Here is a 26,338-nt window from a genome sequence, read left to right as displayed (position 1 = left end):
CCGCCGCGCGCCGCTCGGCGGGCGATTAAATGTATGCCGATGAAAGGGTTTATCATGACCACTGGCACAGTAAAATGGTTCAACGCCACCAAAGGCTTTGGCTTCATACAGCCTGACGACGGGAGCGCTGACGTCTTCGTTCACATCTCTGCCGTTGAACGCGCGGGAATGAGTTCAATCGCTGAAGGCCAGAAGCTCGGCTTTCAATTGGAGCATGACCGCAAGTCCGGCAAAATGTCTGCAGGCCAGCTCCAAGCGGCCTAAAAGGCTCTTATAGCCGCTGCGACCACGGAGGTACTGGCGTGGCTGGCAAGGGCAGTTGAAGGCCAGGCAGATGTCTGGCCTTTTTCATTCAAGAAGTGAACAGCGTATGTCTTGAAGCGTAGCGGCCTGGACTATCCTGTTGGGCAAGGACATCGATTGAAACACTCAGGCGACACCCCCTTTTCAGAACGTCGTAAGTCCGCCGAAAGCGCCAGACGTCAGCTGATTGCAAAATTTGAGTCGGCTCCGAAGCCGACCGACCCTGTAATGCAAGAACGGTTGGCGGCAATTGCTTCGGCCAGGACTGCGCGTCGCGCCGAGCGCGATGCGATGAAGGCGGCGGAAAATGACCGCCTCCTTCAGGAAGCTGCCGCATTAGCCGATGTTGCCGAGGCTCATCAAAGAGCAGAGGCGGAGGCTCGCCAGTTGGAAGCCAATAACCGAATCGCACGTGTCGTCGCCGATGAAGCGGCACGCAAGGCCGAGCGCGACCGGCGCTATGCCGCACGTAAGGCTCGTCGCGCTTGACGGATGAACATCCGACCGTGGCTCCTGCCAATTTGCATCGTCGTCCCAAAGGAATCAGAAAACCTATGAGAAGCCAAGCCGGCCAGTTGCACGAGCCGTTTGAAGACTCCGCCGGTGCGTGGCTGAAGATCCTCGCGAAATACCGGCAACCGAGCTTTTGGCGCAGCGCGTTCGAGTTGTCTGTGACAGCTGTCCCCTTCGCGCTGCTATGGGTCGGCGCATATGCCTCTTTGCTGCAAGACTTTTGGCCCGGCTACATACTGATCCTGCCAGCCGCCGCCTTCCTGCTCCGGTTATTCATGATCCAGCACGATTGCGGGCACGGTTCATTCTTCGCCCGGCGAAAGCTGGATACGTGGACAGGACGGGCACTCGGCGTTTTGACCCTAACGCCGTACGATTATTGGCGGCAAACACATGCGGAACATCATGCATCTGCGGGCAATCTTGATAAACGTGGCATCGGCGACATCACGACCTTGACGCTCGAGGAATATCGCGCCCGTTCTCGAACCGGGCGACTCGCCTACCGACTTTACAGGCATCCGATCGTCATGTTCGGCATTGGACCCGCCTGGCTCTTTATCTTCAAGCAACGCCTGCCGATCGAGATGATGCGGGCGGGAGCCTTGCCTTGGGTTTCCACGATGGCCACGAATGTAGCGATCGCGATCGTAGTTGGCCTGTTAATGTGGACGATTGGGCCTATCCCCCTCCTGCTGGTGCATCTGCCGATCGTTTTGCTAGCAGGGGCAGCCGGCGTCTGGCTATTTTATGTCCAACATCAGTTCGAGGAAACGCACTGGTCGAAGACGGGAGAATGGAAATTTCCGCGGGCCGCTCTTCACGGCGCGTCACATTATGATCTTCCGCTCGTGCTTCGATGGCTGACCGGGAATATCGGTATCCACCACATCCACCACCTTTCAAGCCGCATTCCGTATTACCGGCTTCCGGAAGTCCTGCGCAATCACCCCGAGTTGGTGGCTATCGGCCGCGTCACCCTTCGGCAAAGCCTCGAATGTGTCCGGCTTGCTTTGTGGGATGAACAGAGCGGCAGGCTCATCTCCTTCCGAGAGGCCGAGAGCCTCGGCCCATCGATATCTGACCGCTTTATGCGGATCGTTTGAATAGCATGTTAGGATCCAAGATGAGTACGACCGCCAAAACAAGTCCCAATACGGCCGCTTTGATGGTCACTTTGACGCCTCCCCAGATCAGAGGCTTGAAACTTGCAAGGGATGGGGACCTGTACCTTCAGGAGAGCAAGAAGTGGACGCATCTCAATGCGACGATTACCTTCGCCAAAGCCGATCGCTTTCAGGAGCGGCCGATTGCAATCAAGTTCGCAACAACGGCGACGGTAGGCGAATTGAGAATCAGCGGTCTTCTCAAGACCCTCGATCCCGACGCCGACCCAGCCATCTCGCCGCACGGCATCACGATGGCCGGAAAGATGTGGCTGCTGAAGCATAAATAAATCCGGTCAGTTGCAGCGCCCGCGACAGCAGAAACCGTCAGGACAATGCTGCTCCACCAGAGCGGTGTCCCAGTCCCTGATCCACTCCGGCATGCGGTCCACAAGCTCATAGTCGCCAGCCGCCGACACACTGACGGGCAGGGGTGGCGAGCGCGAGAAGGACGTTCGTCAACCGGCGCTGCTCTTTGAAGCCCTGCAGCAGACAAGGCGATCTGCCGACTTGGCGCTCGTCTACAACGACGCATCGGAGCGCGGGCTTGCGTGGCAACAAAATATTTGAGCCCGGGTAGGAATGCTGGCGGCAAAAGATGCCGTGCGGCTTCGCGCTTGCCATCGATGCCGGCCGGTCTGGCGCATGGGGCCATACCGCTGGAGCCACGCGACGTCGCCGTCCCATCCACTCCCGTCATCGGCAAGGCAGTCTTTTCATGACGCTAGACCCCTTCTATCTGATCGTCGACAGCGCCGAATGGATCGAGCGTCTCGTGCCGCTCGGCGTCAAACTCGTCCAGCTGCGCATCAAGGATTGCCCGGACTCCGTGCTTCGCGAGCAGATCCGGCGATCGAAGGCTGCCTGCGCGGCCACGGCTTGCCAGTTGGTCGTCAACGACTACTGGAAACTGGCGATCGATGAAGGATGCGATTTCATTCATCTCGGGCAGGAGGACCTTATGGCCGCCGACAGGAATGCCATTCGTCGCGCCGGCCTGAAGCTCGGCCTTTCCACCCACGACATATCGGAGCTGGAGACGGCGCTGGCGGCCGAGCCGGATTATGTTGCGCTCGGACCGGTCTGGCCCACGATCCTCAAACAGATGAAATGGGCGCCGCAAGGCGTTGAACGTCTTTCCGACTGGCGCCAGCGTGTCGGCGCGATACCGCTCGTCGCCATCGGCGGGATCACCGCCGAACGCGCGCCGCTGGTATGGAAAAAGGCGCCGACAGTGCTGCCGTGGTCACCGATATCACCCGCAACGCGGATCCCGAGGTCCGCACGCGACAGTGGCTGGCCGCGACCGCGCCATGGCGGCCCGCGAAAGAGGTATGAAGGGTTGATCTTGCCGACAGCGCGGAAACCTTTAATGCTGCTCTGGCGATCGACAGCGATAAAAAATGATCCCTCGTATCAAGACTAGAGAATCGTCACTTCTTCCCGGAGCCGGCGTCTTCGAGCGGCTGCTCGAGGCGGGCTTTGCGGGTGATATCGAAACCAGTGCCGCCTCGCGCACCGTTCTTTCGACTGATAATTCGATCTACCAGATCGAGCCGGCGGGGATCCTCTTTCCCAAGGATATCGAGGACATGAAGACCGTGATGCGGGTCCTCTCCGAAGACCCGTTCCGCGGTCTGCGCGTCGTCGCGCGCGGCGGCGGCACCGGCACCAATGGCCAATCGCTGACGGACGGCCTCGTCGTCGACTGCTCACGGCATATGAACCGGATCCTGGAGATCGATCCGGTGCGGCGTGTCGCCCGCGTCGAAGCCGGAGTCGTCAAGGACCAGCTCAATCGCGTCCTTGAGGATCATGGCCTGTTCTTCGCACCGGAACTTTCGACCTCCAATCGGGCGACGATCGGCGGCATGGTCTCGACCGATGCCTGCGGCCAGGGCTCCTGTCTCTACGGCAAAACGAGCAACCATGTGCTCGGCCTAAGGATCGTCCTGACCGACGCAACGGATTGGTGGTCGCGTCCTCTCGACGACGTGTCTCTCGCCGAAATCGAGTCACGCGGCGACCGCGTCGGGGAGATCCATCGGACGGTCGACGGCATTGCGCGCGATAAGCGCGAGCGCATCGAGGAAATTTTTCCGCGCCTGAACCGGTACATGACGGGTTATGACCTCGCGCATATCCGCCGCGAGGACGGACGCTTCGATCTCAATGCGATTATGTGCGGCTCGGAAGGCACGCTGGCGATGATCGCCGAGATCGAGCTCAATCTGTTGCCGATCCCGAAATATGCGGCGCTGGTCAATATCCGCTATGACGACTTCAACACAGCCCTCGAAGACGCAAGGTCGCTGACCGCGCTGAATGTCGCCTCAGTGGAGACGATCGACGAGAAGGTGCTTGGCCTTGCCAAGGACGACATCGTGTGGAGCGGCATCGCCCGGTTTTTTCCGGACGATCAGCGCGGCGCGGCCAACGGCATCAATATCGCTGAGGTGTTGGCCGACGAACCGATGGAGTTGGAACAGAAGCTCATGGCGGTGACGTCGGCACTGGCCGGCGCCGATGTCGTCCGCAACATCGGCCTTACGATCGCCCGGGAGAAAGCGGACGTCGAGGCTATATGGGCCATGCGCAAGCGCGCAGTCGGCCTTCTCGGCAGTGTCGAAGGCCCGGTGCGCCCGGTGGCTTTCGTCGAGGATACCGCCGTCCCTCCCGACAATCTCGCCGCCTATATAAGCGAATTTCGCGCGCTCCTCGATGCCGCGGGCGTCTCCTACGGCATGTTCGGGCATGTGGATGCAGGCGTGCTTCACGTGCGGCCGGCCCTCGACCTGACGCGGGACGACCATGTCCCGCTCATCCGGGAAATCACCGACGCGGTGGTGGCGCTTACCCGCAAGCATGGCGGCGTTCTCTGGGGAGAGCACGGCAAGGGTGTGCGGTCAGAATATGTGCCGGAATTCTTCGAGGATCTCTATCCTAGCCTTCAGCAGATCAAAAAGGCGTTCGATCCGGAGAACCGCCTCAATCCGGGTAAGATCGCCACACCCGGCGATGGCGCACTGATGAAGATCGACGAGGTTCCCTTGCGCGGAAGCGTCGACCGCATCATCGGCAACGAGATCCGCGCAGCCTTCGACAATGCGGCCTATTGCAACGGAAACGGCGCCTGTTTCGATTTCGACGAGACCAGCCCGATGTGCCCGTCCTACAAGGCGACCCGAAACCGGGTGTACTCGCCGAAAGGACGCGCAGCCCTGATGCGGGAATGGCTGCGGCTCCTCGTCGAGCAGGGTGTCGATCCCCGCGAGGAAGCGGTTCGGCTCCGCAATTCCAACAAGGCGATCGGGCTCGTCAGGCGGGCATTCAACTCGCTGAACCCGGCCAATCGGTCCGATTTTTCGCACGAAGTGCGGGCGGCCATGGATACGTGCCTCGCCTGCAAGGCCTGCGCCGGCCAATGTCCTGTCAAGGTCAGCGTCCCGGCGTTCCGGTCGAAGTTCCTGAACCTCTATTACGGCCGCTACCTCAGGCCGCTGAAAGATCCGCTGGTAGCCGGCATCGAGGCCACTCTGCCGCTGATGGCGCGGATCCGTCCTCTCTACAATCTCCTTGCCGGAACGGCTGCCGGCCGCGCGGCGATGAAGCTTGTTGGCTTGACCGCGCTGCCGAAGATGCCGCCGGCATCGCTGGCCGGCCTCGGGATTCCGACCGCCGACGCGGAGCAGATCATGGCGATGTCTCCCGAGGCGCGCGCCCGCGCCGTCATCTTCATTCCCGACGCCTTCACTGCGCATTTCGATCCCAAAGTGGTCGTCGCCGCCATCGAGGTCGCCCGCAAGCTCGGCCTGTCGCCGTTGATCGCGCCGCCGCTCACCAACGGAAAGGCGCTGCATGTCCACGGCTATCTCGACCGTTTCGAAAAGGCGGCCGTCGCGACCTCACGCTCCCTGGATCGTCTGGCGAAAACCGGCGTGCCGCTTGTCGGGCTGGACCCATCCATGACCCTTGCCTATCGCAGCGAGTACAAGACCCTGCCGAAAGGGCCATCCTCCCCATCCGTGCTGCTGCCGCAGGAATGGCTGGTCGCAAACGGCAAGAACCTGGAGGAGGCGATCCGGCGGCAGGCCGGGGCGACGGTCCGGCTTCTGCCGCACTGTACCGAACGCACCAACATGCCCTCGGCGGTGGCGCAGTGGAAAGCGGTCTTCCGCAGCCTCGGCATCGACCTGCAGGTGGCCGATGCGGGCTGCTGCGGCATGGCGGGAACGTTCGGCCACGAAGCCCGCAACAGAGAGATGTCCGAAAGGCTCTATGCGATGAGCTGGGCGGAACAGATCGCCGCCGGCAAGAACGGGACCGTCGTCATGGCGACCGGTTATTCCTGCCGATCGCAGGTCAAGGAAATAGATCGCAAGACAATCCCCCATCCGCTGGAAGTCATCCGGGATATGCTAAGTTGAAAACCCCGGCGCCGCAGCTGGCGTGATATGTGATATGTGCTAAATTAGAAACATAGAATCGGAGCATAAGTTGTCGATCATCACGCAACGGGGAAACCTCGCAGAAATCGTCGTTGCCAAGCTCACCGAGCGCATCGACTCCGGATTATATGCGCCGGGGGAGAAAATACCATCGAGCGCCCAGCTTTGCGAGGAGTTCGGCGCGTCGCGAACGGTAGTGCGCGAGGCGCTGACGTCGCGTGCTCAAGCACCGGCAGTCCTCACGCGCCTATCAGGGATTCGGCGATCACCCAGGGTGACGCCAAGTCCGCGAAGAACGCCATCGCCGCGCATCTGGAAGAAAGCTTGAACCGCTACCGCGCATTGCTCGACGAACCGGCAAACAGCGAGACCGTGGAGTAGGGCCACGTCGGTTTCGCGGCTATTCGAAACAAAGCTGCGGCGCCTCAGGGGAAGAGCCCGCACGCCAGTGTGGGCCTGCTGACAAACCACTGCAAAACCGGCGACGTCATCCCAGGCCTTGTGCCGAGGATCTGCGCATGGCCTGATTAAGTGGCTGAAAATAACGTTTTCTCGTTAAGAAATTCCGTCAGATGCTCGGCACCGGGCCGAGCACAACGCGCGGCCATGTTGAACAGCCGACCCCATGAATCAAGTTCCATAATTCAGCTTACGCCAGATTCGCCTGTAGCGCCTATTTAGTAATGCGACAGTTGGGCCAGTTAGAGATGCGACAGTCTCGCCTCTCGATGTTCTGGTCAATGCCAACGCCAGGAGCAAGGATGACGACCTCCAGCCTGGTCGAGACCATGAACGGTCGGAGTCGTCATGGCCGGGCCAGACCGCGAATGGGCCTGCTCCGACGAGGTGCGCAGGGAACGAAATCCGGGCGATCAGGTTAGTCCAAAGGAAAAGCGGCCTTTCGAGCCCTGGCGATGAGGTGAACCCGAGGAGCAGGTTGTGAATGTTGTAAGTTTCCCGCGCCAGCGCCACGATGATCCCGATCGCGCTTTCGTCAGCACCGATGCAAATGAGCGACGGCTCTATAGATTTGCCCTGCAGTACGAGATGGATGGCAAGAGCTGGGCGACCGACATCTGGGCCTATTCAGCCAAAGACGCCGAAGATCGCGTCGCTGCGATGCGGCGATCGCTGACGATGTGCGGTCAGCTCTATGCCGAGGTGGAGGCCGACGCTCCGACGCCGCTCTGAGCATATGCGATGCGGCTGGGAAGCCCAGCCTATGCCAATCGTCTCCCGTCATCGGCTGTCGGCAGCCCCGCTCGTCACTTTGCCGACTCGCCTGGAACAGTTTGTTTCTCGAAGAGTTTGGATCGCAAAATATCTGCCGGGGGTCCGCTACGGCAATATCGGGAGGCACAAATGTCAGCGCGATCGAAACATCCGCCAACGATCGGCGAGAGCACGCCTGCGGCTGGCGGCTGGGCGGCGGCGAGATCTCTTGGAGAAATTCTGCTGCGCGAACACGTCCCCCGATCGGGGCCGTCGCTGCTTTCCCATCACAACAAACCCGACGGCTACATGTGCGTCAGTTGCGCCTGGGCCAAGCCTGCAAAACCGCATGCCATGGAATTTTGCGAAAGCGGCGCAAAGGCGACCGCCTGGGAGGTCACCTCCCGCCGCGCCGACCGCGCCTTCTTCGCCGCCCATACATTGCATGAGTTGGAGCAGTGGAGCGATCACGATCTCGAAGAACAAGGGCGCCTGACCCATCCGATGCGGTGGAACCGCTCGACCGACAAATACGAGCCGGTAGACTGGAACGATGCATTCGCAGACATCGGCGAGGCGCTGCGGTCAATTCCTCCGCGTGAGGTCGATTTCTACACCTCCGGGCGCGCCTCCCTCGAGACCTCCTACATGTATCAGCTTTTTGCCCGGATCTTTGGCAGCAACAACCTGCCCGACTCTTCCAACATGTGTCACGAAAGCTCCTCGGTCGGTCTGCCGGAAAGCATCGGAGCCTCCGTAGGCACGGCAATCCTGTCCGATTTCCAGAACTGCGATTGCATTTTCTATATGGCGCAGAACGTCGCCACCTCCTCCCCGCGGATGCTGCATGACCTTCAGGATGCCGTGGACCGGGGCGTGAAAATCGTTACCTTCAATCTGTTGCGCGAACCGGGGCTTGAACGTTTCATCAACCCGCAAATGCCGAGCCAGATGCTGACCGGTCGGTCGACGCCGATTTCATCGGAATATTACCAGGTGAAGAACGGAGGCGACATCGCGGCCCTCTTCGGGGTCTGCAAAGCCTTGATCGAAGCCGACGATGCGATGAAGGCACTGGGCATGAGCAAGGTTTCAGGCTCCGATGCCGTGCCCCATAAGCCGGATAATGCCGCGGCGGTGGCCTTCGCCGCTTCCATTGCCGCCGCCGACAAGAAGCATGTTCTCGACCACGATTTCATCAACACGCATACGTCGGGTTTCGAGGAGTTTGCCGAAGCCGCCCGCCACTATAACTGGGCCGAGCTGGAACGTGTTTCCGGCTTGACCCGCGAACAGATGATTCAGGCAGCCCGCACCTACGCCCATTCGGAGGCGGTGCTGATGATCTACGGCATGGGTCTCACGCAGCATGTGATGGGTGTCCAGAACGTTCATATGGTCGCCAACCTCGCGCTGTTGCGCGGCAATATCGGCAAGCCGGGCGCCAATATCTGCGCCGTGCGCGGCCATTCGAACGTGCAGGGCCAGCGCACGGTCGGGATAACGGAAAAGCCGGACCTCGTGCCGCTCGATAAGCTGAAGGAACTCTACCAGTTCGAATCGCCACAATGGGAAGGACGCGCGACCGTTGACACCTGCAAGGCGATCATGGAGGGCGAAGCCAAGGCCTTCGTCAGCCTCGGCGGCAATTTCTTGCGCGCTGTCCCGGAAACGGAAGCGATGGAAGAGGCCTGGCGCAAACTCCGCCTGACCGTACAGATCGCGACGAAGCTCAATCGCAGCCACGTCATCCATGGCGAAATCGCCTATCTCCTTCCCTGTCTCGGCCGCATCGAGATCGATGAACAGGCGAGCGGTCCGCAAGCCGTCTCTATCGAAAGTTCCGTGGCGCATTTCCATGGCTCGCGCGGGAAGGCGAAGCCCGCAAGCGAGGAGCTTCTGTCGGAGCCCGCCATCATCGCCGGCATCGCCAAGGCGACGCTGGCGAAGGGCCGAGTCCCGTGGGACGAATGGGTCGGCGATTATTCGAAGATCCGCGACGCGATCGAAGCGACCTATCCCGAGACGTTCAGGGATTTCAACAAACGCATGTTTCAGCCGGGCGGCATTCCGAGACCGGTGCCGGCCAGGGAGCGCAAATGGACGACGCCTAACCAGAAGGCCAATTTCATCACGCCGCCGCGGCTCTTTCCCGAACTCGACATCGGTCCGGGCGCCACTGAGGTTCTCAACCTCGCCACGCTGCGCTCCAACGACCAGTTCAACACGACCATCTACGGTTACGGCGATCGCTATCGCGGCGTGAAGGGAACGCGAAAGGTGGTCTTCATGAACGAAGAGGATATTGGCAGACTGGGCTTCAAAGAAGGCGATTTCGTCGATCTGACGACTGCCATCGACGTTGCGACAACGCGCCGCGTCACCGGCTTCAAGATTGCCAGGCACGCGATTCCGACCGGGTGCTGTGCGGCCTATTACCCTGAGGCGAACCCGCTCTTTCCGCTGGCGCATCACGACGCCAAAGCCAAGACCCCCTCTTACAAGATGTTGCCGGTGCGGCTCAGTCTCTCGGCCCTCTCGTCGCGCTCCTGACCCAGGTCCCGGCGATGCGCGAAAGCAAGCACGTTCCCTGGTCGGCGGCAGTATCGCTTCTCGCGATGGCCGCCGTCTGGGCCGCCATCGCCCGGGCAAGCCGTCCACGCTTGCGTCGCGCCCGTCCCCCCGTGGCGTCCGGTCCCGATCGGTTCCCTTTGCTTGCCGATAGCGCCGTCAAGAAGGACGGCATCTGGTTGGTCTCGATGGTGCTGCTCTCTATGTTCGTGATCGGAGCCGCGATCGGCGGGGCAAGACATCCAAGACAATACCGCGCCGATCCACCGGTCACATCGTCTCTCGATCAGTTCCGGCTGATGCCAGATATGATCGGCGGCACACCACCCGACGTCTATTTCGCGCTTGGTAAGCCCTATGAGAGCACCGCCTATGATCTGAGCCAGGGCAAGCGCCTTTATTCCTGGTTCGGCTGCCCTACTTGCCATGGGGATGGACGAGGCGGGACCGGCCCTTCGTTTCTTGACGGCTGGTGGTTTTATGGCTCGGAAATGGTATCGGTCGTGGCATCTATACGCGACGGACGGCCTCACGGCATGCCTGCCTTTGCGAACCAAATGACGAGCGACCAGATCTGGCAGCTCGCCGGCTATGTCAGGACAATCGGCGCCTATTCCGCCCTCTATACCGCGCCGAGCCGCAATGACGACAAGCATACGAGGCCGGCCGAGAACCGGGCGCCGGCCGCAACTCTTTTCGAGGAAGGGCCGGCGGGCTTCCGCTCCGATCGAGGTGTCTGGCCTTGAAGATCGCCCCGGCATGCACCCTGTTTCTGTCCGGCTGCACTGCAGGGACGCAATCCGCGCTGAATGCGGACGGACCCGCCGCTTCGGAACTCAAGAGCCTGTTATTCCTATTCGTCGCCGTCTGCGGCGTCGTCTTCGTGCTCGTCATGGGCGTCATGGTATGGGCGCTGGTACGCGGGAAGAACGAGCGCCCCAGCGAACCGCAGACCGAGCTTTCCATGGGCAGGGTCGTTACCGGCGCCATCATGACGACCTTCCTGGTCGTAAGCTTCCTGGCCATCACCAGCTTTTACGCAACCAATGGCGTCGACCGCGGCTGGGACAATCCGCCGACCATCGCCGTTCGCGGGCAGCAGTGGTGGTGGCAGTTTACCTATCTCGATGCGGATCCCGCCAGGACATTCCAGACCGCCAACGAGCTGCATATTTCGGTGGGAACCGATGTCCGGCTGCGTCTGGAAGCGACTGATGTCATTCATTCCTTCTGGGTGCCGAACCTGACGGGAAAGCAGGATCTGGTCCCCGGCCGCGAGAACGGGCTGACGCTGCATGCCAGCAAAGCCGGCATCTATCGCGGCCAATGTGCCGAATTCTGCGGCCTGCAGCACAGCCACATGGCGCTGTTGGTGATCGCCGAGGAGCCGGAGGACTATGCCAGATGGCTGGAGTCGCAGCGAAAGACGGCAGCCGCACCGGCCGATGGTGATGCCGCGGCGGGAAAGCTCGTCTTCATGGGCAAGCCTTGCGCTGCCTGTCACACCATCCGCGGTACCGAGGCATCGGGCACCTCGGGGCCTGACCTCACCCATGTCGGCAGCCGCAGCATGATTGCCGCGGGGCTGCTGGAGAACACGCGGGGATCGGTTGCGGCATGGATTGCCGACCCGCAAACACTGAAGCCGGGCAACAACATGCCGTTGGTTCCCCTCACCGGCGAAGAGCTGCGACAAGTGAGCGCCTATCTGAGTGGTTTGCGATGAGGGGCGGCAGAACCCCTTCCCCCGCCGACCTGGCTGCCGGCTGTCCCGAAGCGGAGGCCTTCCTCAGGCGCACATGGTCGACGCCGCCTGGATTGCTGGCAGCGCTCTCCACGGTTGATCACAAGATCATCGGCCGACGCTATATCGCGACAGCCTTCATCTTCCTGCTCCTCGGCGGCATCCTTGCACTGGCGATGCGCCTCCAGCTTGCTTTCCCGGAGGCTCGCTTCATCAGCGCCGACCGCTACAACCAGATCTTCACCGTGCACGGGAGCAACATGATGTTCCTGTTTGCGGTTCCGGTGATGGAGGCCATGGCGGTCTATCTCGTTCCTCTGATGGTCGGAACCCGCAACATCGCCTTTCCCAGGCTGAATGCCTTTTCGTACTGGATCTATCTCGCCGGCGGGCTGCTGCTATGGATCTCGCTTGCGCTCGATACCGCTCCCGATGTCGGCTGGTTCTCCTACGTGCCTCTGGCCGGCCCCGAATACGGCGCGGGAAAGCGGACGGACATCTGGGCACAGATGATCACCTTTACCGAGGTCTCCGCCCTCGCCGTTGCCGTCGAAATCGTCGTGACCGTCTTCAAGCTGCGGGCGCCCGGCATGTCGCTCGACCGGATCCCCGTCTTCGTCTGGTCGATGCTGGTCACGGCCTTTCTGGTCATCCTGGCCATGCCGGCCATCATGTTCGCCAGCTCGTCGCTCATTCTCGACCGGCTGGTCGGCACTCAGTTCTATAATCCCGCAGAAGGTGGCGATGTACTTCTGTGGCAGCACCTGTTCTGGTTCTTCGGCCATCCCGAGGTCTACATCATCTTCCTGCCGGCGGTCGGCATAGTCTCCGCCATGATTTCCACCTTCACGCAGCGTCCTGTCTTTGGCTACATGCCGCTGGTGCTGGCGATGATCGCCACCGGAATTCTCTCCTTCGGCCTGTGGGTGCACCACATGTTCGTGGCAGGACTGCCGCGACTGGGGAGCAGCTTTTTTACCGCGTCGAGCATGGCGATCGCCATTCCCGCCGGAACCCAGATCTTCTGCTGGCTGGCAACGCTGTGGGATGGCCGTCCAGTCTTCAAGACGCCGCTGCTTTTCATCATCGGCTTCCTCATCACCTTCGTCATCGGCGGTCTGACCGGCGTGATGGTGGCGTCGGTGCCGCTCGATACCCAGGTCCACGACACCTATTTCGTCGTCGCCCATTTCCACTATGTCCTGATCGGCGGCTCCGTCTTCCCGCTGATCGGCGCGATCTACTACTGGTTCCCGAAGATGACCGGGCGGATGATGAGCGAAAGGCTCGGCCGGTGGGCCTTCGGCCTGATCTTCACCGGCTTTCACCTGACCTTCTTTCCGATGCACATCCTAGGGCTCCAGGGCATGCCGCGGCGAGTCTACACCTATCAGCCCGAGCTGCCCTGGGCCGGCCTGAACCTCTTCGTCAGTCTCAGCGCGGTGATCCTGGCCGCCGGCTTCCTGGTCTTCTTCATCGATGCCATCCGCAGCTTTAGATCCGGTCCGCCTGCGGGACCGAACCCCTGGAACGCATCGACATTGGAATGGGCCACATCCTCGCCCCCTCCCCCCTATAATTTTCGGCATATTCCCGTGGTCGAAACCGCCGAACCGCTCTGGACCGATGGGGAGACCTTGCCGGTGGCGACGGGACTTCGGCTCGATCGGCGCGAACTGATCGTCAGCAGCGTCGCCGCGGGCAAGCCGGAGGCGCGGGAGTCCTCGCCAGCCGATTCCATCTGGCCATTTCTGGCCGCCATCGCCACGAGCATCATGCTGATCGGCTCGATCTTCAGCCCGTGGGCGGTGGTTTGGGGAGCCGTTCCGGTGGCTATCACCCTCACAGGATGGTTCTGGCCGAAGCAAACGCCGGAGGATGAGTCATGAAGGAGCGCGTGGTCACCGATCTGTCGAAGCTTCCCCTGCACGGCCTGGGCAGCGCCAGCCTGACCTTCTGGGGCACCAGCGCCTTCATGCTGATCGAAGGCATGGGGTTCGCTTTGGCGATCGTGGTCTACTTCTATCTCATGAGCCTGGCGCCGCGTTGGCCGATCGAAGCGCCTGCCCCGGATCTCCTTCCCGGGACGATTCTGACCCTGCTGCTTCTCGCCAGCATCGTGCCGAATATGCTCGTTGCGCGATGGGCGAAGCAGAGGGATCTCCGCAAGGTGCGCGCGGGGCTGATCATCATGGCGCTTCTTGGAGCTGCGCCCCTCATACCTCGCGCCTACGAATTTCCTGCCCTTCACATAGGCTGGGACGACGATGCCTACGGATCGATCGTCTGGACGATGCTCGGCCTGCACGCGACCCACATCATCACCGACCTCGTCGATACAGTCGTTCTCGCCTGCCTGATGTTTTCGAAGCATGGCGACAACACCCGGCGCTACGGCGATGTCGAAGACAATGCGCTCTACTGGAACTTTGTCGTGCTGGCGTGGCTTCCCCTCTACGGATGCATCTACTGGGTGCCACGACTATGAGAACAGCAGCGACAATCGCCTTTCTTTTTCTGATGGCGACACCGGGGTTGGCACATGAAGGCCATACCCATGCGAGTTCCCTTCCCTGGACGGCCGATACCTGGATAATTGCGCCGCTAGCAGTCTGCGCAGTCCTCTATGCAAGCGGAAGCCTTCGCTTCATGTCGAGATCATCGGCAGGCCGTCGCGTCTTCGCGCACCGTCTTTTGGCCTATTGGGCCGGCTGGCTGGTGCTTGCCGCCGCACTTGTCTCTCCCCTGCATTGGCTGGGAGAGCAGCTTTTCACCTTCCACATGATCGAACATGAGCTGGTTATGGCGGTCGCCGCGCCGCTCATCGTCCTGGCACGCCCGGCGGCGGTGCTGCTGTGGGGGCTGCCCAGGATCGTCAGGCGCCGGGCGGGGCAGGTGCTCGCGTCGCGCGTGGTCCGCACGACCTGGACGTTGCTGAGCAACGGCACCGTAACGACGCTGCTGCACGGGGCGGCGATCTGGGCATGGCATTCGCCCGTCCTCTTCGACGCGGCGATCGAAAGCACGCCGCTCCATCGCCTGCAGCATCTTTCCTTTTTCCTGAGCGCCGTCCTGTTCTGGTGGCCGGTCATCTGGAAGACGGACAGAGGGCTTGCGGCCTGGCATCTCTTCCTGACCATGCTCCATATGAGCATTCTCGGAGCTCTCATCGCCCTTTCACCGAGCGTGCTCTACACCGTGCAGACACGATCGTCTGGAGCTTGGGGGCTGTCGCCGCTCGAAGATCAGCAGATGGCGGGGCTGGTGATGTGGGTTCCCGCCGGCATCGTCTACGCCACGGTTGCGCTGGCGCTGACGGCGTTGTGGATCAGGGATTCCGGAAAGGGAGGCGCAGATGGAACGCGTATCGCTGCCCCATAATTCCCTTCGCCCCGCCTTTGTCATCGCCGCCTGCGTGGTGAGCCTGACGGCGGCATTGGCCTTGACCGACATCTACCGGCAGCGATCCGAAAGGCAGGCTGTTGCCGTCGCCATGACAAAAGGCGATCCGGCGCGGGCGCCGGCAATTTTTCGCCGATATGGCTGCGCCGGATGTCACACCATTCCGGGCATCGAGGGTGCCGACGGCAAGGTGGGCGGCGATCTTTCCGGTCTGCGCGAGCGGGTCTACATTGCCGGTGTCCTCAATAATTCCGCCGACAACCTCGTCGGCTGGATCGTCGCGCCGCAGGCCCATTCGCCAAAGACGGCGATGCCGGCGACCGGAATATCCGAACAGGAAGCCCGTGATCTCGCGGCCTATCTCTATGCTCGTTAAGAAATTTGGCTTTCCGATCAACCCGCCTTTAAAGTTACTCGGTCCATCACAGCGCCAGTATCCAAACGTTGATAATAAGCGCATGATCATGCTCCGGTGCATGCCGTCCGGAAGTCTGCAGTTCCAAGATCGAGACATGCATCAAAACAAAAAACTAAAGCGCGTGACATGAATGTATTTGCTCGACGCGCTTTAGAAGGAGATCCGCATGGATCGCGCGATTGTGAAGAAGCATTTAGAGCAGGCCCTGGAACATGTCGCCCTGGGAGGACAGCATATAGCTCGCCAGCGCGAGATCGTCGCTGAACTGACCAACCGCGGCACCGACGTGACGGAAGCGATACGGCTTTTGACCAATTTCGAGGAGTCGCAGGTCATGCATGTGGCGCACCTTGAGAGGCTTAAGGAAGAGCTGCGAGAATGTGATGAGAAGCATCAGGCCGGCAGATCCAGGTTGGCCTTGTAACAGGCGAGAATTTTACGCCGTTATTTTAGCTACAGCACCCGCTGACATCGAAACAGCTGCGGCAGACGCACGGCCGTCAGCCTATGGGCTTGACGTTCAAGGGCTTTGTCTCAGCCGCCCCAGAACTCCGTCAGCAACAACCTGCCCTCCATCGCACGCCAAGCATCGACGCCTTGTCCTTCAGCCGTTCGCCTCGTCCTCGAGCAAATTGCTGACGGAAATGGGAACTGCGATCGAGCAACTGATTCCATCCTCTCCAAATGTGTAGGAGGTTTTTGCATCAAGCTGGTAGGGCAGCGCGCGCTCGATCAGTTCGCGGCCTTGGCCGCCCCCTTGCGGTCCGGAATCTTCGGACGGCATCTTCACTCCGTTCTCCCGCCAGTCGACATGCAGCCACGGCTTGCCACCTTCACCGGCTTCTTCCACGCGCCACATGATCGACAGTTGCGCTTGAGGTTGGCTAAGCGCCCCATATTTGACGGCATTGGTGGCCAACTCATGCATTGCCAAGGCCATAGTCTGTACGCTGGTCGAGCGAAGCCTGACGCCTTCCGCGCCACCCAGGGTGATCCGGTCCATCTGGCCGTCCAGTGCGCCGTGAGCCGCCAGTTCGGAGCGGACAAGCTGGTCGAACGTGATGCGCTCACCCTCCTGCAGCCGCGAGAGGAGGCTTTGCACACGCGCCAGCACATCCAGACGGTCGCAAAATCTTTCGTTGAAATCGGCAAGATTAACGCTGGTTCGCATGGTCTTATCAGCCATCGAGCGGACAACGGCCATGAGGTTGCGCGTGCGGTGCTGAAGCTCGGCGACGAGTACCTTCATTCGGTCGGCAGAGGCCTTCTCGTCGGTGATATCGCGGCCGATACCGCCGATCTGCTTGACGTTCCCCTCTTCACCGAAAAGTGGGAAATCGGCGCTGCGCAACCAGCGAATTTCATGGTCCGAGGCCCGCCTGATGCGATACTCGAATTCCACCCGTTCCCCCTCTCGTACACGGCGGATCTCGGAAAGCGCCTGTTCCCGGTCCTCAGGAATGATGAGTTCGGCCCAGCTGCGGAAATGGTTGCCGGTCATGGCCTGCTCCCGGTCGACACCGTAGATGGTCTCGAAAGCCGGCGCCAAATAGACCCATTGCAGCGTCTCCGCGTCTCGGATCCACAAAACGTCGGAAGAGGCTTCGCCGAACAGGCGGAACTGTTCCTCCCCCTGCCGCACAGCTGCTTGCGCCTGTTTTCGCGCCGAGATGTCGATACAGAACTCGGCGATCGTGCCATCGCCGAGATCACGCCCGGCAATCAACATCCAGCGGCGCGTCCCGTCGGCGAGGAAAAACTCCTTCTCATATGGCCCGATCTTGCCGGTCTCCTTCAGAGCCTCCATCTGGGCTTCGGTCTCGGCGAGATGCTCCTCCGGAGTCAGCCGACGCCAGTGCAGCTCGCCGCGTTCCATCTGCGAGCGGCTGTAGCCGGACATCTTCAGGAAAACCTCGTTGGCGTCGAATATGACGCCGTCCCGATGAAGAAAAATCACCCCGACCGCGTCCGTCTCCAGGACGCGCTGCAGTCGCTCCTCGCTCCGTCGAAGCGCCACCTCCGCCTCGTACGTGGCGGTCAGATCGGTAAAGGTGACGACAGCACCGCTGATATAGTTGTCGACACTGCGGTAAGGCAGGGCGCGTGCAGCATAATGGCGATTATTAACGGGATCGCTGACTTTCCGATCGACGGGCACCAGCGTTCTCAGGACAAGGCGAACATCGTCCAGCAGTTCCGGATAGGCGACGCGCGAGACGACATGGTCCAGTGGTCGCCCGACGTCGGTTTCGAGCAGATGGAATATTTCCGTCGCCGCCGGCGTGAAGCTCCTGACGCGCAGATCGTTGTCGAGGAACACAGTGGCGATCTGCGTCGCTTCGAGAAGGTTCTTCAAGTCGGAATTCGTCCGATCGAGTTCGGTAACGCGATGGGCAAGCTCGCCATTGACGGTCTGCAGCTCCTCGTTCACCGACTGCAATTCTTCCTTCGAGGTTTCCATCTCCTCGTTGGCCGACTGCAGCTCTTCATTGATCGACTGATATTCCTCATTGGAAGATTTGAGCTCCTCATTGGTCGATTCGAGCTCCTCGATCGTTGCCTGAAGGCGATCTCGGGTGACGCGCAGATCGGTCTCCAGACGCTGAACATGCTCTTCGCTCGTCAGCCTTCCTCCGTCAGGAGCCGTCCCTTCGGCCACCTGTCCGGCATCCTGAAAAAGCACGATCAGCGAGGTGACGTCGCCGCTTCCGAGGGGTTCGACAATAATGTTGACGGCGTAGGTGCGATCGTCCTGGCGCAGCAGCACCCTTGGAACTTCGACCTTGACCGCCTCGGTCGTGGCACGCTGCAAGGCGGATCGCATGTCGAGCCTGAGATCACGATGGGCAAGGCTCAGGAGATTGAGGGTCGCAGTCCCCGAAGCCGGTTCGAGGTAGCGGCCCGTGCGTCCCGAGAAGTGCAGCACGTCATAGTGTGAATCGACGACGACATAGGCCGGTGCGAATCGCTCGGCGACGACCTCTGCCTGGCGGCTGATCGTGGCCGACAGCCGGCCGGTCTGCAGCATCGGCGCCGGCGCCGAAAGCGCATGGTCGGGGCTGCGAGGACGTGGAGTGAGCGGGAAGTCCGGAATGATGCGGGTCGCCGTCTCCAGCCTTCGAAACAGCCGGTTCTTTCGGTCGACGGGCGCGAAAAGCTTAGCGTGGCGGGTGACGTTTTCCGATGAACCCAGAAAAAGAATACCACTCGGCCTGAGGGCAAAGTGAAAGATCGGGATGACCCGGTTCTGCAGCTCGCTGTCGAGATAGATCAACAAGTTCCTGCAGGAGAGGATGTCGATTCGAGAGAATGGCGCATCCTTGACGATGTTGTGCGGCGAGAAGATGCACATTTCCCGCAATTCCTTGACGACGCAATAGGTGTCGCCCTCACGCACGAACCATCGGGCAAGCCGGTCCGGCTGGAGCTGGGAGGTTATCGCTGCGGAATAACGCCCGGCACGCGCAATCCCCAGCGCGCGGGCATCGAGATCTGTCGCGAAGATCTGCACGTCGGGGGGGTAATCCATGGTCGCCATGTGCTCGCGCAGCAGCATCGCGATCGAATAGGCTTCTTCCCCGGTCGCGCAGCCCAGCACCCAGACGCGCAGCTGATCACTAGGTTCCTTTCCCTCGAACAGCCTCGGAATTTCACGCTCCAGCGCTTCGAACTCGGCGGGATCTCTGAAAAACTGGGTAACGCCGATCAGCAGGTCCTGAAAGAGGTTTTGAACTTCGTCGCGGCTGGCGCGCAGCCGCTCGATATAGGTATCGATATCGCCGATTTGCAGCACCTGCATACGCCGCTGAACGCGCCGCGTGAAGGTGCCGCGCTTGTATCCGTGGAAGTCATGGCTGGTGACATTACGAAGAACCGTAGCAATTTGCGTGATCTGTGCCTCGATGGCGCTCGATGGCTCCTCATCCAGGCCGGCGTCTTCCTCCTCGACGACATTGCCGGCATAGAGCGCAATGTGGGCTGCGATACCCTTCGCCGGCAGTCGCAAGTCGGCGATTGCCAACGCCCCTCCCTCCTCAGCAGATTGATCGTCGCCGTCGCCTATCTCCGTGATCGACAGACCGCCAAATTTCTTGGTTGCCGCCACCCCGGCGATGCCGTCATTGTCGAGACCCGCCAGAACCACAGCGATCGCGCGCTCATGGGCATGTTCTGCCAGCGAGATCAACATCGTGTCGACCGTGCCACGATGGCCGACGGGTTCCGAGGCTGGCCGAATGCGGATATGACCATCCTCGACGGTCATCATATCGTCGGAGCCGCCGACGTAGATATGATTCGGAAGGATACGCTCTCCGTCCACCGCGACCGTCACCGCCAGTCGTTGCTGCTGTGCCAGCATTTCAAGGACGGCAGCTGCACTGAGCCCCTCCTGCTGGCGCACCGCCACGAGGTAGGATGCGCCGAGGCCAACGCCGATGTCGGAGAATATCCGCTCGAGCGAACGGAGCGAGCGAGCGCACACCGCTATCCCGACGATCACGATAGGCTGCTCGTGCTGATCCAGCTCAGCCGCGCCTGCCTGTTGCTCCATGTCCCGTTCGTCGTACGCCATCGTCGATCCATGCCTCTGCCGCGGCGATTCTAAACCGTCCGCACGGTAGAAAGATACAACTTTAGCAGATGTCCTGGAACGGCGACGCGCGACCGTGGCGCAGCGAGCTTAGAGCGGCGTCACGCAGGGTCGCGGAATATTGCCGATACTCGGCCGCCCTTGCCTCGTAGAGTTCGGCGACGGCGTTGCGCCCGGTGGCGCGAGCGTCTCGTGCCATCCGTTCCACAAGCGTCAGACGCTCCTCCATGATGCGCATGGCGATTCTGATCGCCTCATCAAGCTCGTCGATATGCGAAGCAAGGACGTCGGCGGTATAGGCGTGGCCGATCTGGCACCGAAATCGCAACGGCCGCGAACCCCGAACCTCGGAAAGCACGCCATGACAATCGGGGCAGGTCAGGGCGCTGGGAGACGCGATCTTCCGAAGTTCGGCACTGCCAAGCCGGTCGCCAGCGGCAATTTCGACCTCGAGCCGCAGATCGTCGGATGGCACATCAGGAGCCGGCCCTGCCTCGCTTCCGGCAATTTTGACAAGAAGCCCGCCGAGGTCGGCTGCCGAGGCGACGTGATCGACCTCCACTGCTTCCAGCGCGGCCAAGGGCATTTGATCCGCCTCCGCATCAAGCGGGTGTTGCACCACGGTCGTCCCGCCATGGGACTTGATCGCATGCAGCCCCGCCGCTCCGTCATTGAGCATCCCCGTCAGGACGAGCCCCACTGCTCGTGGACCGAACGACAGGGCAGCAGATCGAAACATCGGGTCAATCGACGGACGGACCATGTTCTCGCGAGGACCGGCTCCGAACTTGATCGTTTCCCCCATGAGAAGAAGGTGGCGGTCGGGTGCAGCGACATAGATATGGCCGCGCTCGATCGGCTGCCCGTCGACCGCCTGCCTGACGGGCAGGTTGGAACTATCGGCAAGAATCTCAGCCAGCAGGCTGGGAGAGTTTGCAGGAATATGGGTGCTGACGAAAATGCTTGCCGGAAGGTCGGAGGGCAAATCGGCAAAGAGGGTCTTGAGGACAGCTCTGCTCCCCGCCGACCCGCCGATCGCAATGATATCCTTGGTGGCGCTGGAAGACATGGTCTTGCCCTTTCATGTCATCCCAACAGCCGATGCTCCATATGGTTCCCTTGCGCGCGAGCGCAAACGGAATCAGTCCGCCGGGCACCGGCTCGAAGCGACGGCTGGCGGCGCCTCAGCACCCTGCAAAACAGCTCCACCGAGGCGATCAATCAAACCGTTTCAAACCATCGGCCGCACCAAAGAGTGCAACGGCGATCTTTTCGAGTTCGGTCGGTTTTTCACACAAGGCAAAACCATTATACCTTGCCGGAATGAAGGACGGGTCGTAGCCGGTGGCAAAGACGAAGTTGATTTGTCGCGCCTCCAGTTCATCGGCGACAGCAAACACCAACTCGTCACGGAGGTGGACGTCAAGGATCGCCGCGTCGACATCTTCCCCAGCGATCAGGTCGAGCGCGCGGCGGATATTTGCGGTGGGGCCCACGACGATTGCCCCAAGATTTTCCAATTTCCGGCGGGTCTCGTCGGCAAGAAAATACTCGTCTTCGACAACCAGAATACGCTTTCCCGCGAAAAGTCTCGCTTGATTGATTTTTTCCATCGGGCGCCTTTCGAGCACGATGCATCGATTCAAACTGTTACAAAGTCCTTTGCGCGTCCGAAAAATGCGGGTTGTAGGGCCGAACGGCTAAGGGCGGCAAAAGTTGCACGCTTTTAGACGAGATCTCCGTCTGTGACGAAATTCAGCAATTTTGGCCACTGAGATTTATGAGCGGCTATCTCTCCCCGGAATTTGGGGGCTGTAGAAGTGAGGACGTGATTGGTTATGAGCCCTTCTAACATTCTCGCTGCCCCGCAATGAAAACCCCATTAACCGCTCGTATTCCGCCTCCGGAATGCCATAAGAGCCATTGGCCTTGAGAATGAGGCCCTCGCGATCGAGGACGATCACCTTGCCTCGTACCGACCTGATGAGTTTTTCGCCCTCCAGGATGGGAAGCACGCCCGTAACTCCGGAACGCCGGACGCCGAGCATGGAAGACATGTCCTCGTGGGTGAGAAGCAGCACCTGGCTTTCCGATCGATCATCGAGCATAAGCAGCAAACGGGCCAGTCTCTGTTCGATGGAATATCGGCCGTTGGCGAGGGCCGTATAACCCATCTGAATTGCGAGCGTCCTTGAAAACGTTGATGAAAGCGAGCGCAACTGCGGTGCCCTCTGCGTCAGACGAAGGAAGCTGTCGATGTCAATGCGCTGCGCGGTTCCTTCGGTCTGCACCACCAGATTGTAGGGAGTGCGCCAATCGCCCTCCAACAGCCCCGTGCCGGTTACCCCTTCACGCCCGATAAGGCCAACCTCTACCTGTGAGCCATCCAGAGACGAGGCGACCAGCGAGACCGTCCCGCTTTCAATGAAGGAAACCGTCGTGATCTCTCCAAACTGCTTTTCAAGAACCTCGCCTTGAATCAGCTGAACCTGCTTGAGAAGCGGCCGGATAAGATCATTTTCTCGCAGAGAAAGAGCGGAAAGAACGAGATTCTTCTGACCGCCTGATGACTTCGCCGTCGAAGTTCGACAATCGGAAAGGGCAGCGTAAATCGCGCTCGTGTCCAGCGGCTTTTCCACGAAAATCCGATCCGCAAAGCGGGGAGGCACAACGTCGCGGCTGTAGCCGGTTGCGAAGAAGAACGGGATATTGCGCTTCGCCAGCGCATCGGCGACAGGGAACACCATCGTTCCACCGAGATTGATATCCAGAATGGCAACTTCAATTTGGGAATCTTCAATATATTGCAACGCTCGTTCGACGCTCGGTGCGGGCCCGACAATCTTGATTCCGGTTGCGGTCAGCTTCGATGCGAGTTCGCTGGCGAGAGCGTAATTGTCCTCGACGACCAAGACAGCTTTTTGCGCGAGTTCGTCAAAAGCCGTATTCATGACGATCTGCCTCCCACATTATACCTGTTCACCTCAAAACGTTGCGGCCATTGCCCTGTTCCGTCGGTGCCAAACCTGACGACGTTGCATCAATAATAGTTTAAGCGCTCGCCGTTTCCCTCGCTTTCTTGAAGATCACACGATCGACGATACGCATCAAGGATAGGGCGTCGGGCGCGGCGGCAGCGATTTCAGGTACCGGGCGATGGCCATCCTGTCGGCCTCCGGGAGCTCCGCCGTATTCTCGACTACATCCGCCATGGACCAGCCGACATAGCCGTGATCGGGCGTCCTGCCGCTGCGAAGCATTTCGGCGAGATCCTGCTCCGACCACGAGCCGATGCCTGTCGGTGTGATATTGGGGTTGAAGCCGACATTTTCCGAACTCACCCCACCGGCGAACCGGGTTTTCGGCTTTACCGCCCCGAAGATATTGCGGGAGGAGTGACACTCGGCGCAATGGCCAAGCGTCTCCACGAGGTAGGCGCCGCGATCATGAACGGAATCGCCGTTCTCCGTTCCTTCCGATCTGCCTTCGTGGAAGAACAGGAGCTTCCAGAAGCCGACGAAGCGGCGGATGCGAAATAAGGGGGAAATATCATGCGGTTGCGGGTGCTCCGGCACAGGCGAAAGCGTATGCAGAAAGGCATAGAGATCGCTGATATCGTCGAGCGTCATGCCGGTGTAGCTGGCATAGGGGAATGCGGGATAGTAATGTTGACCTGACGGAGAAACCCCTGAGATCAGCGCATTGGCGAGATCGGCAACCGACCACGATCCGATGCCGGCCTGCGGGTCGGGCGAGATATTGGGAACTCTGAAGGTCCCATAGGGCGAGGCCAGCGCAAGATCTCCTCCCAGCCTGAAGCGGTCCGGCTGACCGGGGGAAGCATGGCAGGAGGCACATCCGCCTGCGGCAAAGACCAGTCTGCCGCGCCCGGCATCTCCCGGCGTCAGCGTGGGATCGCCGGCCGCGAAACGCGGGTGCGGTCTCGTCAGCAGCCAGGTCGAGGAGAAGACAAGGAGGACCGCAGCGACAGCGGTCGAAAACAATCGGGCACCTCTAAGCATTCTGAAACCGCCAGAGCAACTCCAGGAAAAGTGTGAAACGGTTTCCCAGGCAAAGCGCGAAGCGCTTTTGCCGGGAATTGCGTAAAAACAAAAACTTAGAGCCGTTCTGCGCTTCCATGGAAAGCTGAACCGCTCCAGGTGAACAATCGCCTCAACCGGGCGGCGGCTCGACCATGTATGGCCGCCGGCCTCGGCGGCAGAGATAAACTTCTCGCTCGGGATTGGCCTCTATGACAAAGCCCGAGCTGCGCAGCATCGCTTCGACCGCCGCCTTGTTGGGAATGAACCAATTGGTGGGATCGGCGGCAAAGCGCTCTTCGACAAAGAACAGCTTCGGAAAATCCGGCCGATCAAAAACCTTCCATTCCGAAAAGTCGTAGTCCTCTTCAAGCGTGGCAATATGCTCTTCGCCACGCTGTAGGCATTGGAACAGCATGAGGTCTTCGACCACGTGCTCGTAGAGCAGATCCAATGCTAGCAACGGGTGGCGCAAGTGGTAAAGCACGCCCATGAAGAGCACCAGATCGAACCTCTCCCCAAGTTTCGACACCTCGTAAACCGACATTTGCCTGAACTCGACACCGAGGCGGAAATGATCGGCGGCGAAACGGGCCTGCTCGAGATAACGTGGATCGCTGTCGATGCCCAACACCCGCCCCGCATTGCGGCGCTTCATCTCCAGCGCATAAAAGCCGGCGTTGCAGCCGATATCGAGAACGCTGCGCCCTTCCAGATCCTTGGGCACGACATGCTTGAAGCGTTCCCATTTGAACGCTGGATAGTCGCCGAGAATATGATCCGGCGCGGTTTCGATCTCTCCGAACCGAATATTCTGAAACCAGGGGCCTAGTTCTTTGATACGCTGTTGCAAAGCTAGGTTCATCATCGCGTGCATCCGCGTCAGTTGTCGAAGGGGGCAGCCTGCGAAGCAGCCGCGCCGCGATGACGGCGAGGCGAAGCGACGCGTTTACGGGGACGATCGTCCAAATTGGCGGCAAACCAGTCGATCGTAGATCTGAGCCCCTCGGCAAGGGGCACCGTCGGCTGCCAATCGAGAAGTTCGCTCGCGCGGGAAATATCGGGCCGGCGGCGTTGAGGATCATCCTTCGGCAAAGGTCTGTAGGCAACAGCCGTTCGCACCGGCACCATCGAACGGATCATCTGCGCGAGCTCGTTGATGGTGAACTCCCCGGGATTGCCGAGGTTGACGGGCACGCCAGGGTTTGGCCGCACATCCATCAGCGCCATGAGGCCGCCGACAAGATCGCTGACGTAGCAGAAGGACCGGGTCTGCATGCCGCTTCCGTAGATGGTGAGCGGTTTCCCCGAGAGTGCCTGCACGATCAGGTTGGATACGATCCGGCCGTCATTGGCCTGCATTCGCGGCCCATAGGTGTTGAAGATGCGGGCGACCCGCACGTCGACGCGGCCGCCACGCAGCATGTCGAAGCAAAGAGCTTCGGCGGCGCGTTTTCCCTCGTCATAGCAGGCGCGCGGTCCTGTGCAGCTGACATTACCGCGATAGTCTTCCTTTTGCGGATGCTCGGCGGGATCACCATAGACCTCGCTCGTCGAGGCCTGGAGAAAGGCGGCCCGGTGCCGCTCGGCGAGCGCCAGCAGATTGCCCGTACCGGCGACGCACGTCATCATCGTGTGAACGGGATCCGCCTGATATTGCGGCGGGGACGCGGCGCAGGCCAGATTATAGATCTGATCGAGCGGTTCGCCGATTTCAATGAATTTGCAGATATCCTGTTCGATGAGCCGGAAGCTCGGATGGTTCATCAACGGCCTGACATTGTCGCGCGAGCCGGTAATATAGCTGTCGACGCAAATGACGGTGTCGCCACGGCCGAGCAGAGCATCGCAGAGATGCGAGCCGACAAAGCCAGCGCCTCCTGCCACCAGAACAGTCTTGCCTTTTCCGCGACGATTGACTTGAAGCATC

General features: G+C 60.5%; 22 protein-coding genes and 3 pseudogenes. 18 read left to right on the top strand and 7 right to left on the bottom strand.

All coding sequences use genetic code 11. From position 1 onward, the window contains the following. Positions 1–54: 54 nt before the first annotated feature. The 18 genes and pseudogenes from GGD53_RS10050 to GGD53_RS09970 all read left to right on the top strand — a co-directional run bounded on the left by GGD53_RS10050 (position 55) and on the right by GGD53_RS09970 (position 16,201). Positions 55–264, top strand: coding sequence for a cold-shock protein (locus GGD53_RS10050; RefSeq protein WP_088396361.1), 210 nt, complete (start codon positions 55–57; stop codon positions 262–264). Positions 265–420: 156 nt separating this feature from the next. Then, positions 421–792 (top strand): DUF6481 family protein, encoded by a 372-nt coding sequence (locus tag GGD53_RS10045; RefSeq protein WP_183706732.1) that lies wholly within the window; start codon positions 421–423, stop codon positions 790–792. Between the two features lie 65 nt (positions 793–857). After that, on the top strand, positions 858–1,922 hold the full coding sequence (locus GGD53_RS10040; protein ID WP_183706733.1) for a fatty acid desaturase: 1,065 nt from the start codon (positions 858–860) through the stop codon (positions 1,920–1,922). 62 nt (positions 1,923–1,984) lie between these two features. Continuing rightward, the gene (locus tag GGD53_RS10035; RefSeq protein WP_176536298.1) at positions 1,985–2,272 is read left to right on the top strand and encodes a hypothetical protein; all 288 of its coding nucleotides are present in this window, start codon (positions 1,985–1,987) and stop codon (positions 2,270–2,272) included. 30 nt (positions 2,273–2,302) lie between these two features. Further along, positions 2,303–2,549 (top strand): annotated as a pseudogene (locus GGD53_RS10030) (GSU2403 family nucleotidyltransferase fold protein); the annotation flags it as partial. Positions 2,550–2,592: 43 nt separating this feature from the next. After that, a pseudogene (locus GGD53_RS32365) lies at positions 2,593–2,704 on the top strand (thiazole synthase); the annotation flags it as partial. Beyond that, positions 2,701–3,320, top strand: a pseudogene (locus GGD53_RS10025) (thiamine phosphate synthase). The pseudogenes GGD53_RS32365 and GGD53_RS10025, both read left to right, overlap by 4 nt. A gap of 65 nt (positions 3,321–3,385) precedes the next feature. Beyond that, positions 3,386–6,409 (top strand): D-2-hydroxyglutarate dehydrogenase YdiJ, encoded by a 3,024-nt coding sequence (gene ydiJ / locus GGD53_RS10020; protein ID WP_184455438.1) that lies wholly within the window; start codon positions 3,386–3,388, stop codon positions 6,407–6,409. Positions 6,410–6,479: 70 nt separating this feature from the next. Beyond that, positions 6,480–6,758, top strand: coding sequence for a FadR/GntR family transcriptional regulator (locus GGD53_RS10015; RefSeq protein ID WP_246717731.1), 279 nt, complete (start codon positions 6,480–6,482; stop codon positions 6,756–6,758). Positions 6,759–7,369: 611 nt separating this feature from the next. Then, entirely contained in the window at positions 7,370–7,621 is a 252-nt protein-coding gene (locus GGD53_RS10010; RefSeq protein ID WP_184455436.1) for a hypothetical protein, read from the top strand. A gap of 171 nt (positions 7,622–7,792) precedes the next feature. Then, entirely contained in the window at positions 7,793–10,195 is a 2,403-nt protein-coding gene (locus GGD53_RS10005; protein WP_184455433.1) for an FdhF/YdeP family oxidoreductase, read from the top strand. 206 nt (positions 10,196–10,401) lie between these two features. Then, positions 10,402–10,959, top strand: a complete 558-nt coding sequence (locus GGD53_RS10000) for a c-type cytochrome (RefSeq protein WP_184455696.1) — start codon at positions 10,402–10,404, stop codon at positions 10,957–10,959. Beyond that, on the top strand, positions 10,956–11,939 hold the full coding sequence (gene coxB, locus GGD53_RS09995; protein WP_184455431.1) for a cytochrome c oxidase subunit II: 984 nt from the start codon (positions 10,956–10,958) through the stop codon (positions 11,937–11,939). Before GGD53_RS10000 ends, coxB begins: the two co-directional genes overlap by 4 nt. Then, the gene (ctaD, locus tag GGD53_RS09990; RefSeq protein WP_184455429.1) at positions 11,936–13,846 is read left to right on the top strand and encodes a cytochrome c oxidase subunit I; all 1,911 of its coding nucleotides are present in this window, start codon (positions 11,936–11,938) and stop codon (positions 13,844–13,846) included. Before coxB ends, ctaD begins: the two co-directional genes overlap by 4 nt. After that, complete coding sequence (locus GGD53_RS09985) at positions 13,843–14,445, top strand: cytochrome c oxidase subunit 3 (RefSeq protein ID WP_184455427.1); 603 nt, start codon at positions 13,843–13,845, stop codon at positions 14,443–14,445. The genes ctaD and GGD53_RS09985 overlap by 4 nt, the downstream gene beginning before the upstream one ends. Beyond that, positions 14,442–15,338, top strand: a complete 897-nt coding sequence (locus GGD53_RS09980) for a cytochrome c oxidase assembly protein (RefSeq protein ID WP_184455425.1) — start codon at positions 14,442–14,444, stop codon at positions 15,336–15,338. Before GGD53_RS09985 ends, GGD53_RS09980 begins: the two co-directional genes overlap by 4 nt. Then, entirely contained in the window at positions 15,313–15,735 is a 423-nt protein-coding gene (locus GGD53_RS09975) for a c-type cytochrome (protein WP_184455423.1), read from the top strand. The genes GGD53_RS09980 and GGD53_RS09975 overlap by 26 nt, the downstream gene beginning before the upstream one ends. Positions 15,736–15,943: 208 nt before the next feature. Beyond that, complete coding sequence (locus tag GGD53_RS09970) at positions 15,944–16,201, top strand: hypothetical protein (protein WP_184455421.1); 258 nt, start codon at positions 15,944–15,946, stop codon at positions 16,199–16,201. A gap of 180 nt (positions 16,202–16,381) precedes the next feature. On the opposite strand, the gene GGD53_RS09965 is transcribed toward GGD53_RS09970, so the two are convergent. From GGD53_RS09965 to GGD53_RS09935, 7 genes are all read right to left on the bottom strand, one after another. Continuing rightward, positions 16,382–20,350 carry a CheR family methyltransferase gene (locus GGD53_RS09965; protein WP_184455419.1) on the bottom strand — a complete coding sequence of 1,323 codons (3,969 nt, stop codon included), beginning with the start codon at positions 20,348–20,350 and terminating at the stop codon, positions 16,382–16,384. Between the two features lie 61 nt (positions 20,351–20,411). Then, entirely contained in the window at positions 20,412–21,437 is a 1,026-nt protein-coding gene (locus GGD53_RS09960) for a chemotaxis protein CheB (RefSeq protein WP_184455417.1), read from the bottom strand. Between the two features lie 148 nt (positions 21,438–21,585). Beyond that, positions 21,586–21,981 (bottom strand): response regulator, encoded by a 396-nt coding sequence (locus GGD53_RS09955; RefSeq protein ID WP_184455414.1) that lies wholly within the window; start codon positions 21,979–21,981, stop codon positions 21,586–21,588. A gap of 165 nt (positions 21,982–22,146) precedes the next feature. Beyond that, complete coding sequence (locus GGD53_RS09950) at positions 22,147–23,319, bottom strand: helix-turn-helix domain-containing protein (RefSeq protein WP_184455412.1); 1,173 nt, start codon at positions 23,317–23,319, stop codon at positions 22,147–22,149. Positions 23,320–23,475: 156 nt separating this feature from the next. After that, complete coding sequence (locus GGD53_RS09945; protein WP_184455410.1) at positions 23,476–24,390, bottom strand: cytochrome c; 915 nt, start codon at positions 24,388–24,390, stop codon at positions 23,476–23,478. 151 nt (positions 24,391–24,541) lie between these two features. Then, positions 24,542–25,276: a TIGR04290 family methyltransferase gene (locus GGD53_RS09940; RefSeq protein ID WP_184455694.1), complete on the bottom strand. Its 735-nt coding sequence runs from the start codon at positions 25,274–25,276 to the stop codon at positions 24,542–24,544. 14 nt (positions 25,277–25,290) lie between these two features. Beyond that, the gene (locus GGD53_RS09935; RefSeq protein WP_184455408.1) at positions 25,291–26,337 is read right to left on the bottom strand and encodes a UDP-glucuronic acid decarboxylase family protein; all 1,047 of its coding nucleotides are present in this window, start codon (positions 26,335–26,337) and stop codon (positions 25,291–25,293) included. Position 26,338 lies beyond the last annotated feature (1 nt).

It is taken from the genome of Rhizobium aethiopicum (genome assembly GCF_014197535.1).
Lineage (GTDB): Bacteria > Pseudomonadota > Alphaproteobacteria > Rhizobiales > Rhizobiaceae > Rhizobium > Rhizobium aethiopicum_A.
The sequence above is the reverse complement of the archived record's forward strand: the minus strand, read 5'-3'. Positions and strand labels throughout refer to the sequence as shown.

Coding starts and splice junctions, on each gene's coding strand:
- GGD53_RS10005 (WP_184455433.1), top strand. CDS start 7,793: ATGTCAGCGCGATCGAAACATCCGCCAACGATCGGCGAGAGCACGCCT.
- GGD53_RS09975 (WP_184455423.1), top strand. CDS start 15,313: ATGGAACGCGTATCGCTGCCCCATAATTCCCTTCGCCCCGCCTTTGTC.
- GGD53_RS09965 (WP_184455419.1), bottom strand. CDS start 20,350: ATGGCGTACGACGAACGGGACATGGAGCAACAGGCAGGCGCGGCTGAG.
- GGD53_RS09985 (WP_184455427.1), top strand. CDS start 13,843: ATGAAGGAGCGCGTGGTCACCGATCTGTCGAAGCTTCCCCTGCACGGC.
- GGD53_RS09970 (WP_184455421.1), top strand. CDS start 15,944: ATGGATCGCGCGATTGTGAAGAAGCATTTAGAGCAGGCCCTGGAACAT.
- GGD53_RS09940 (WP_184455694.1), bottom strand. CDS start 25,276: ATGATGAACCTAGCTTTGCAACAGCGTATCAAAGAACTAGGCCCCTGG.
- GGD53_RS09935 (WP_184455408.1), bottom strand. CDS start 26,337: ATGCTTCAAGTCAATCGTCGCGGAAAAGGCAAGACTGTTCTGGTGGCA.
- GGD53_RS09950 (WP_184455412.1), bottom strand. CDS start 23,319: ATGAATACGGCTTTTGACGAACTCGCGCAAAAAGCTGTCTTGGTCGTC.
- GGD53_RS10050 (WP_088396361.1), top strand. CDS start 55: ATGACCACTGGCACAGTAAAATGGTTCAACGCCACCAAAGGCTTTGGC.
- GGD53_RS10040 (WP_183706733.1), top strand. CDS start 858: ATGAGAAGCCAAGCCGGCCAGTTGCACGAGCCGTTTGAAGACTCCGCC.
- ydiJ (WP_184455438.1), top strand. CDS start 3,386: ATGATCCCTCGTATCAAGACTAGAGAATCGTCACTTCTTCCCGGAGCC.
- GGD53_RS09945 (WP_184455410.1), bottom strand. CDS start 24,390: ATGCTTAGAGGTGCCCGATTGTTTTCGACCGCTGTCGCTGCGGTCCTC.
- GGD53_RS10000 (WP_184455696.1), top strand. CDS start 10,402: ATGGTGCTGCTCTCTATGTTCGTGATCGGAGCCGCGATCGGCGGGGCA.
- GGD53_RS09980 (WP_184455425.1), top strand. CDS start 14,442: ATGAGAACAGCAGCGACAATCGCCTTTCTTTTTCTGATGGCGACACCG.
- GGD53_RS09955 (WP_184455414.1), bottom strand. CDS start 21,981: ATGGAAAAAATCAATCAAGCGAGACTTTTCGCGGGAAAGCGTATTCTG.
- ctaD (WP_184455429.1), top strand. CDS start 11,936: ATGAGGGGCGGCAGAACCCCTTCCCCCGCCGACCTGGCTGCCGGCTGT.
- GGD53_RS09960 (WP_184455417.1), bottom strand. CDS start 21,437: ATGTCTTCCAGCGCCACCAAGGATATCATTGCGATCGGCGGGTCGGCG.
- GGD53_RS10035 (WP_176536298.1), top strand. CDS start 1,985: ATGGTCACTTTGACGCCTCCCCAGATCAGAGGCTTGAAACTTGCAAGG.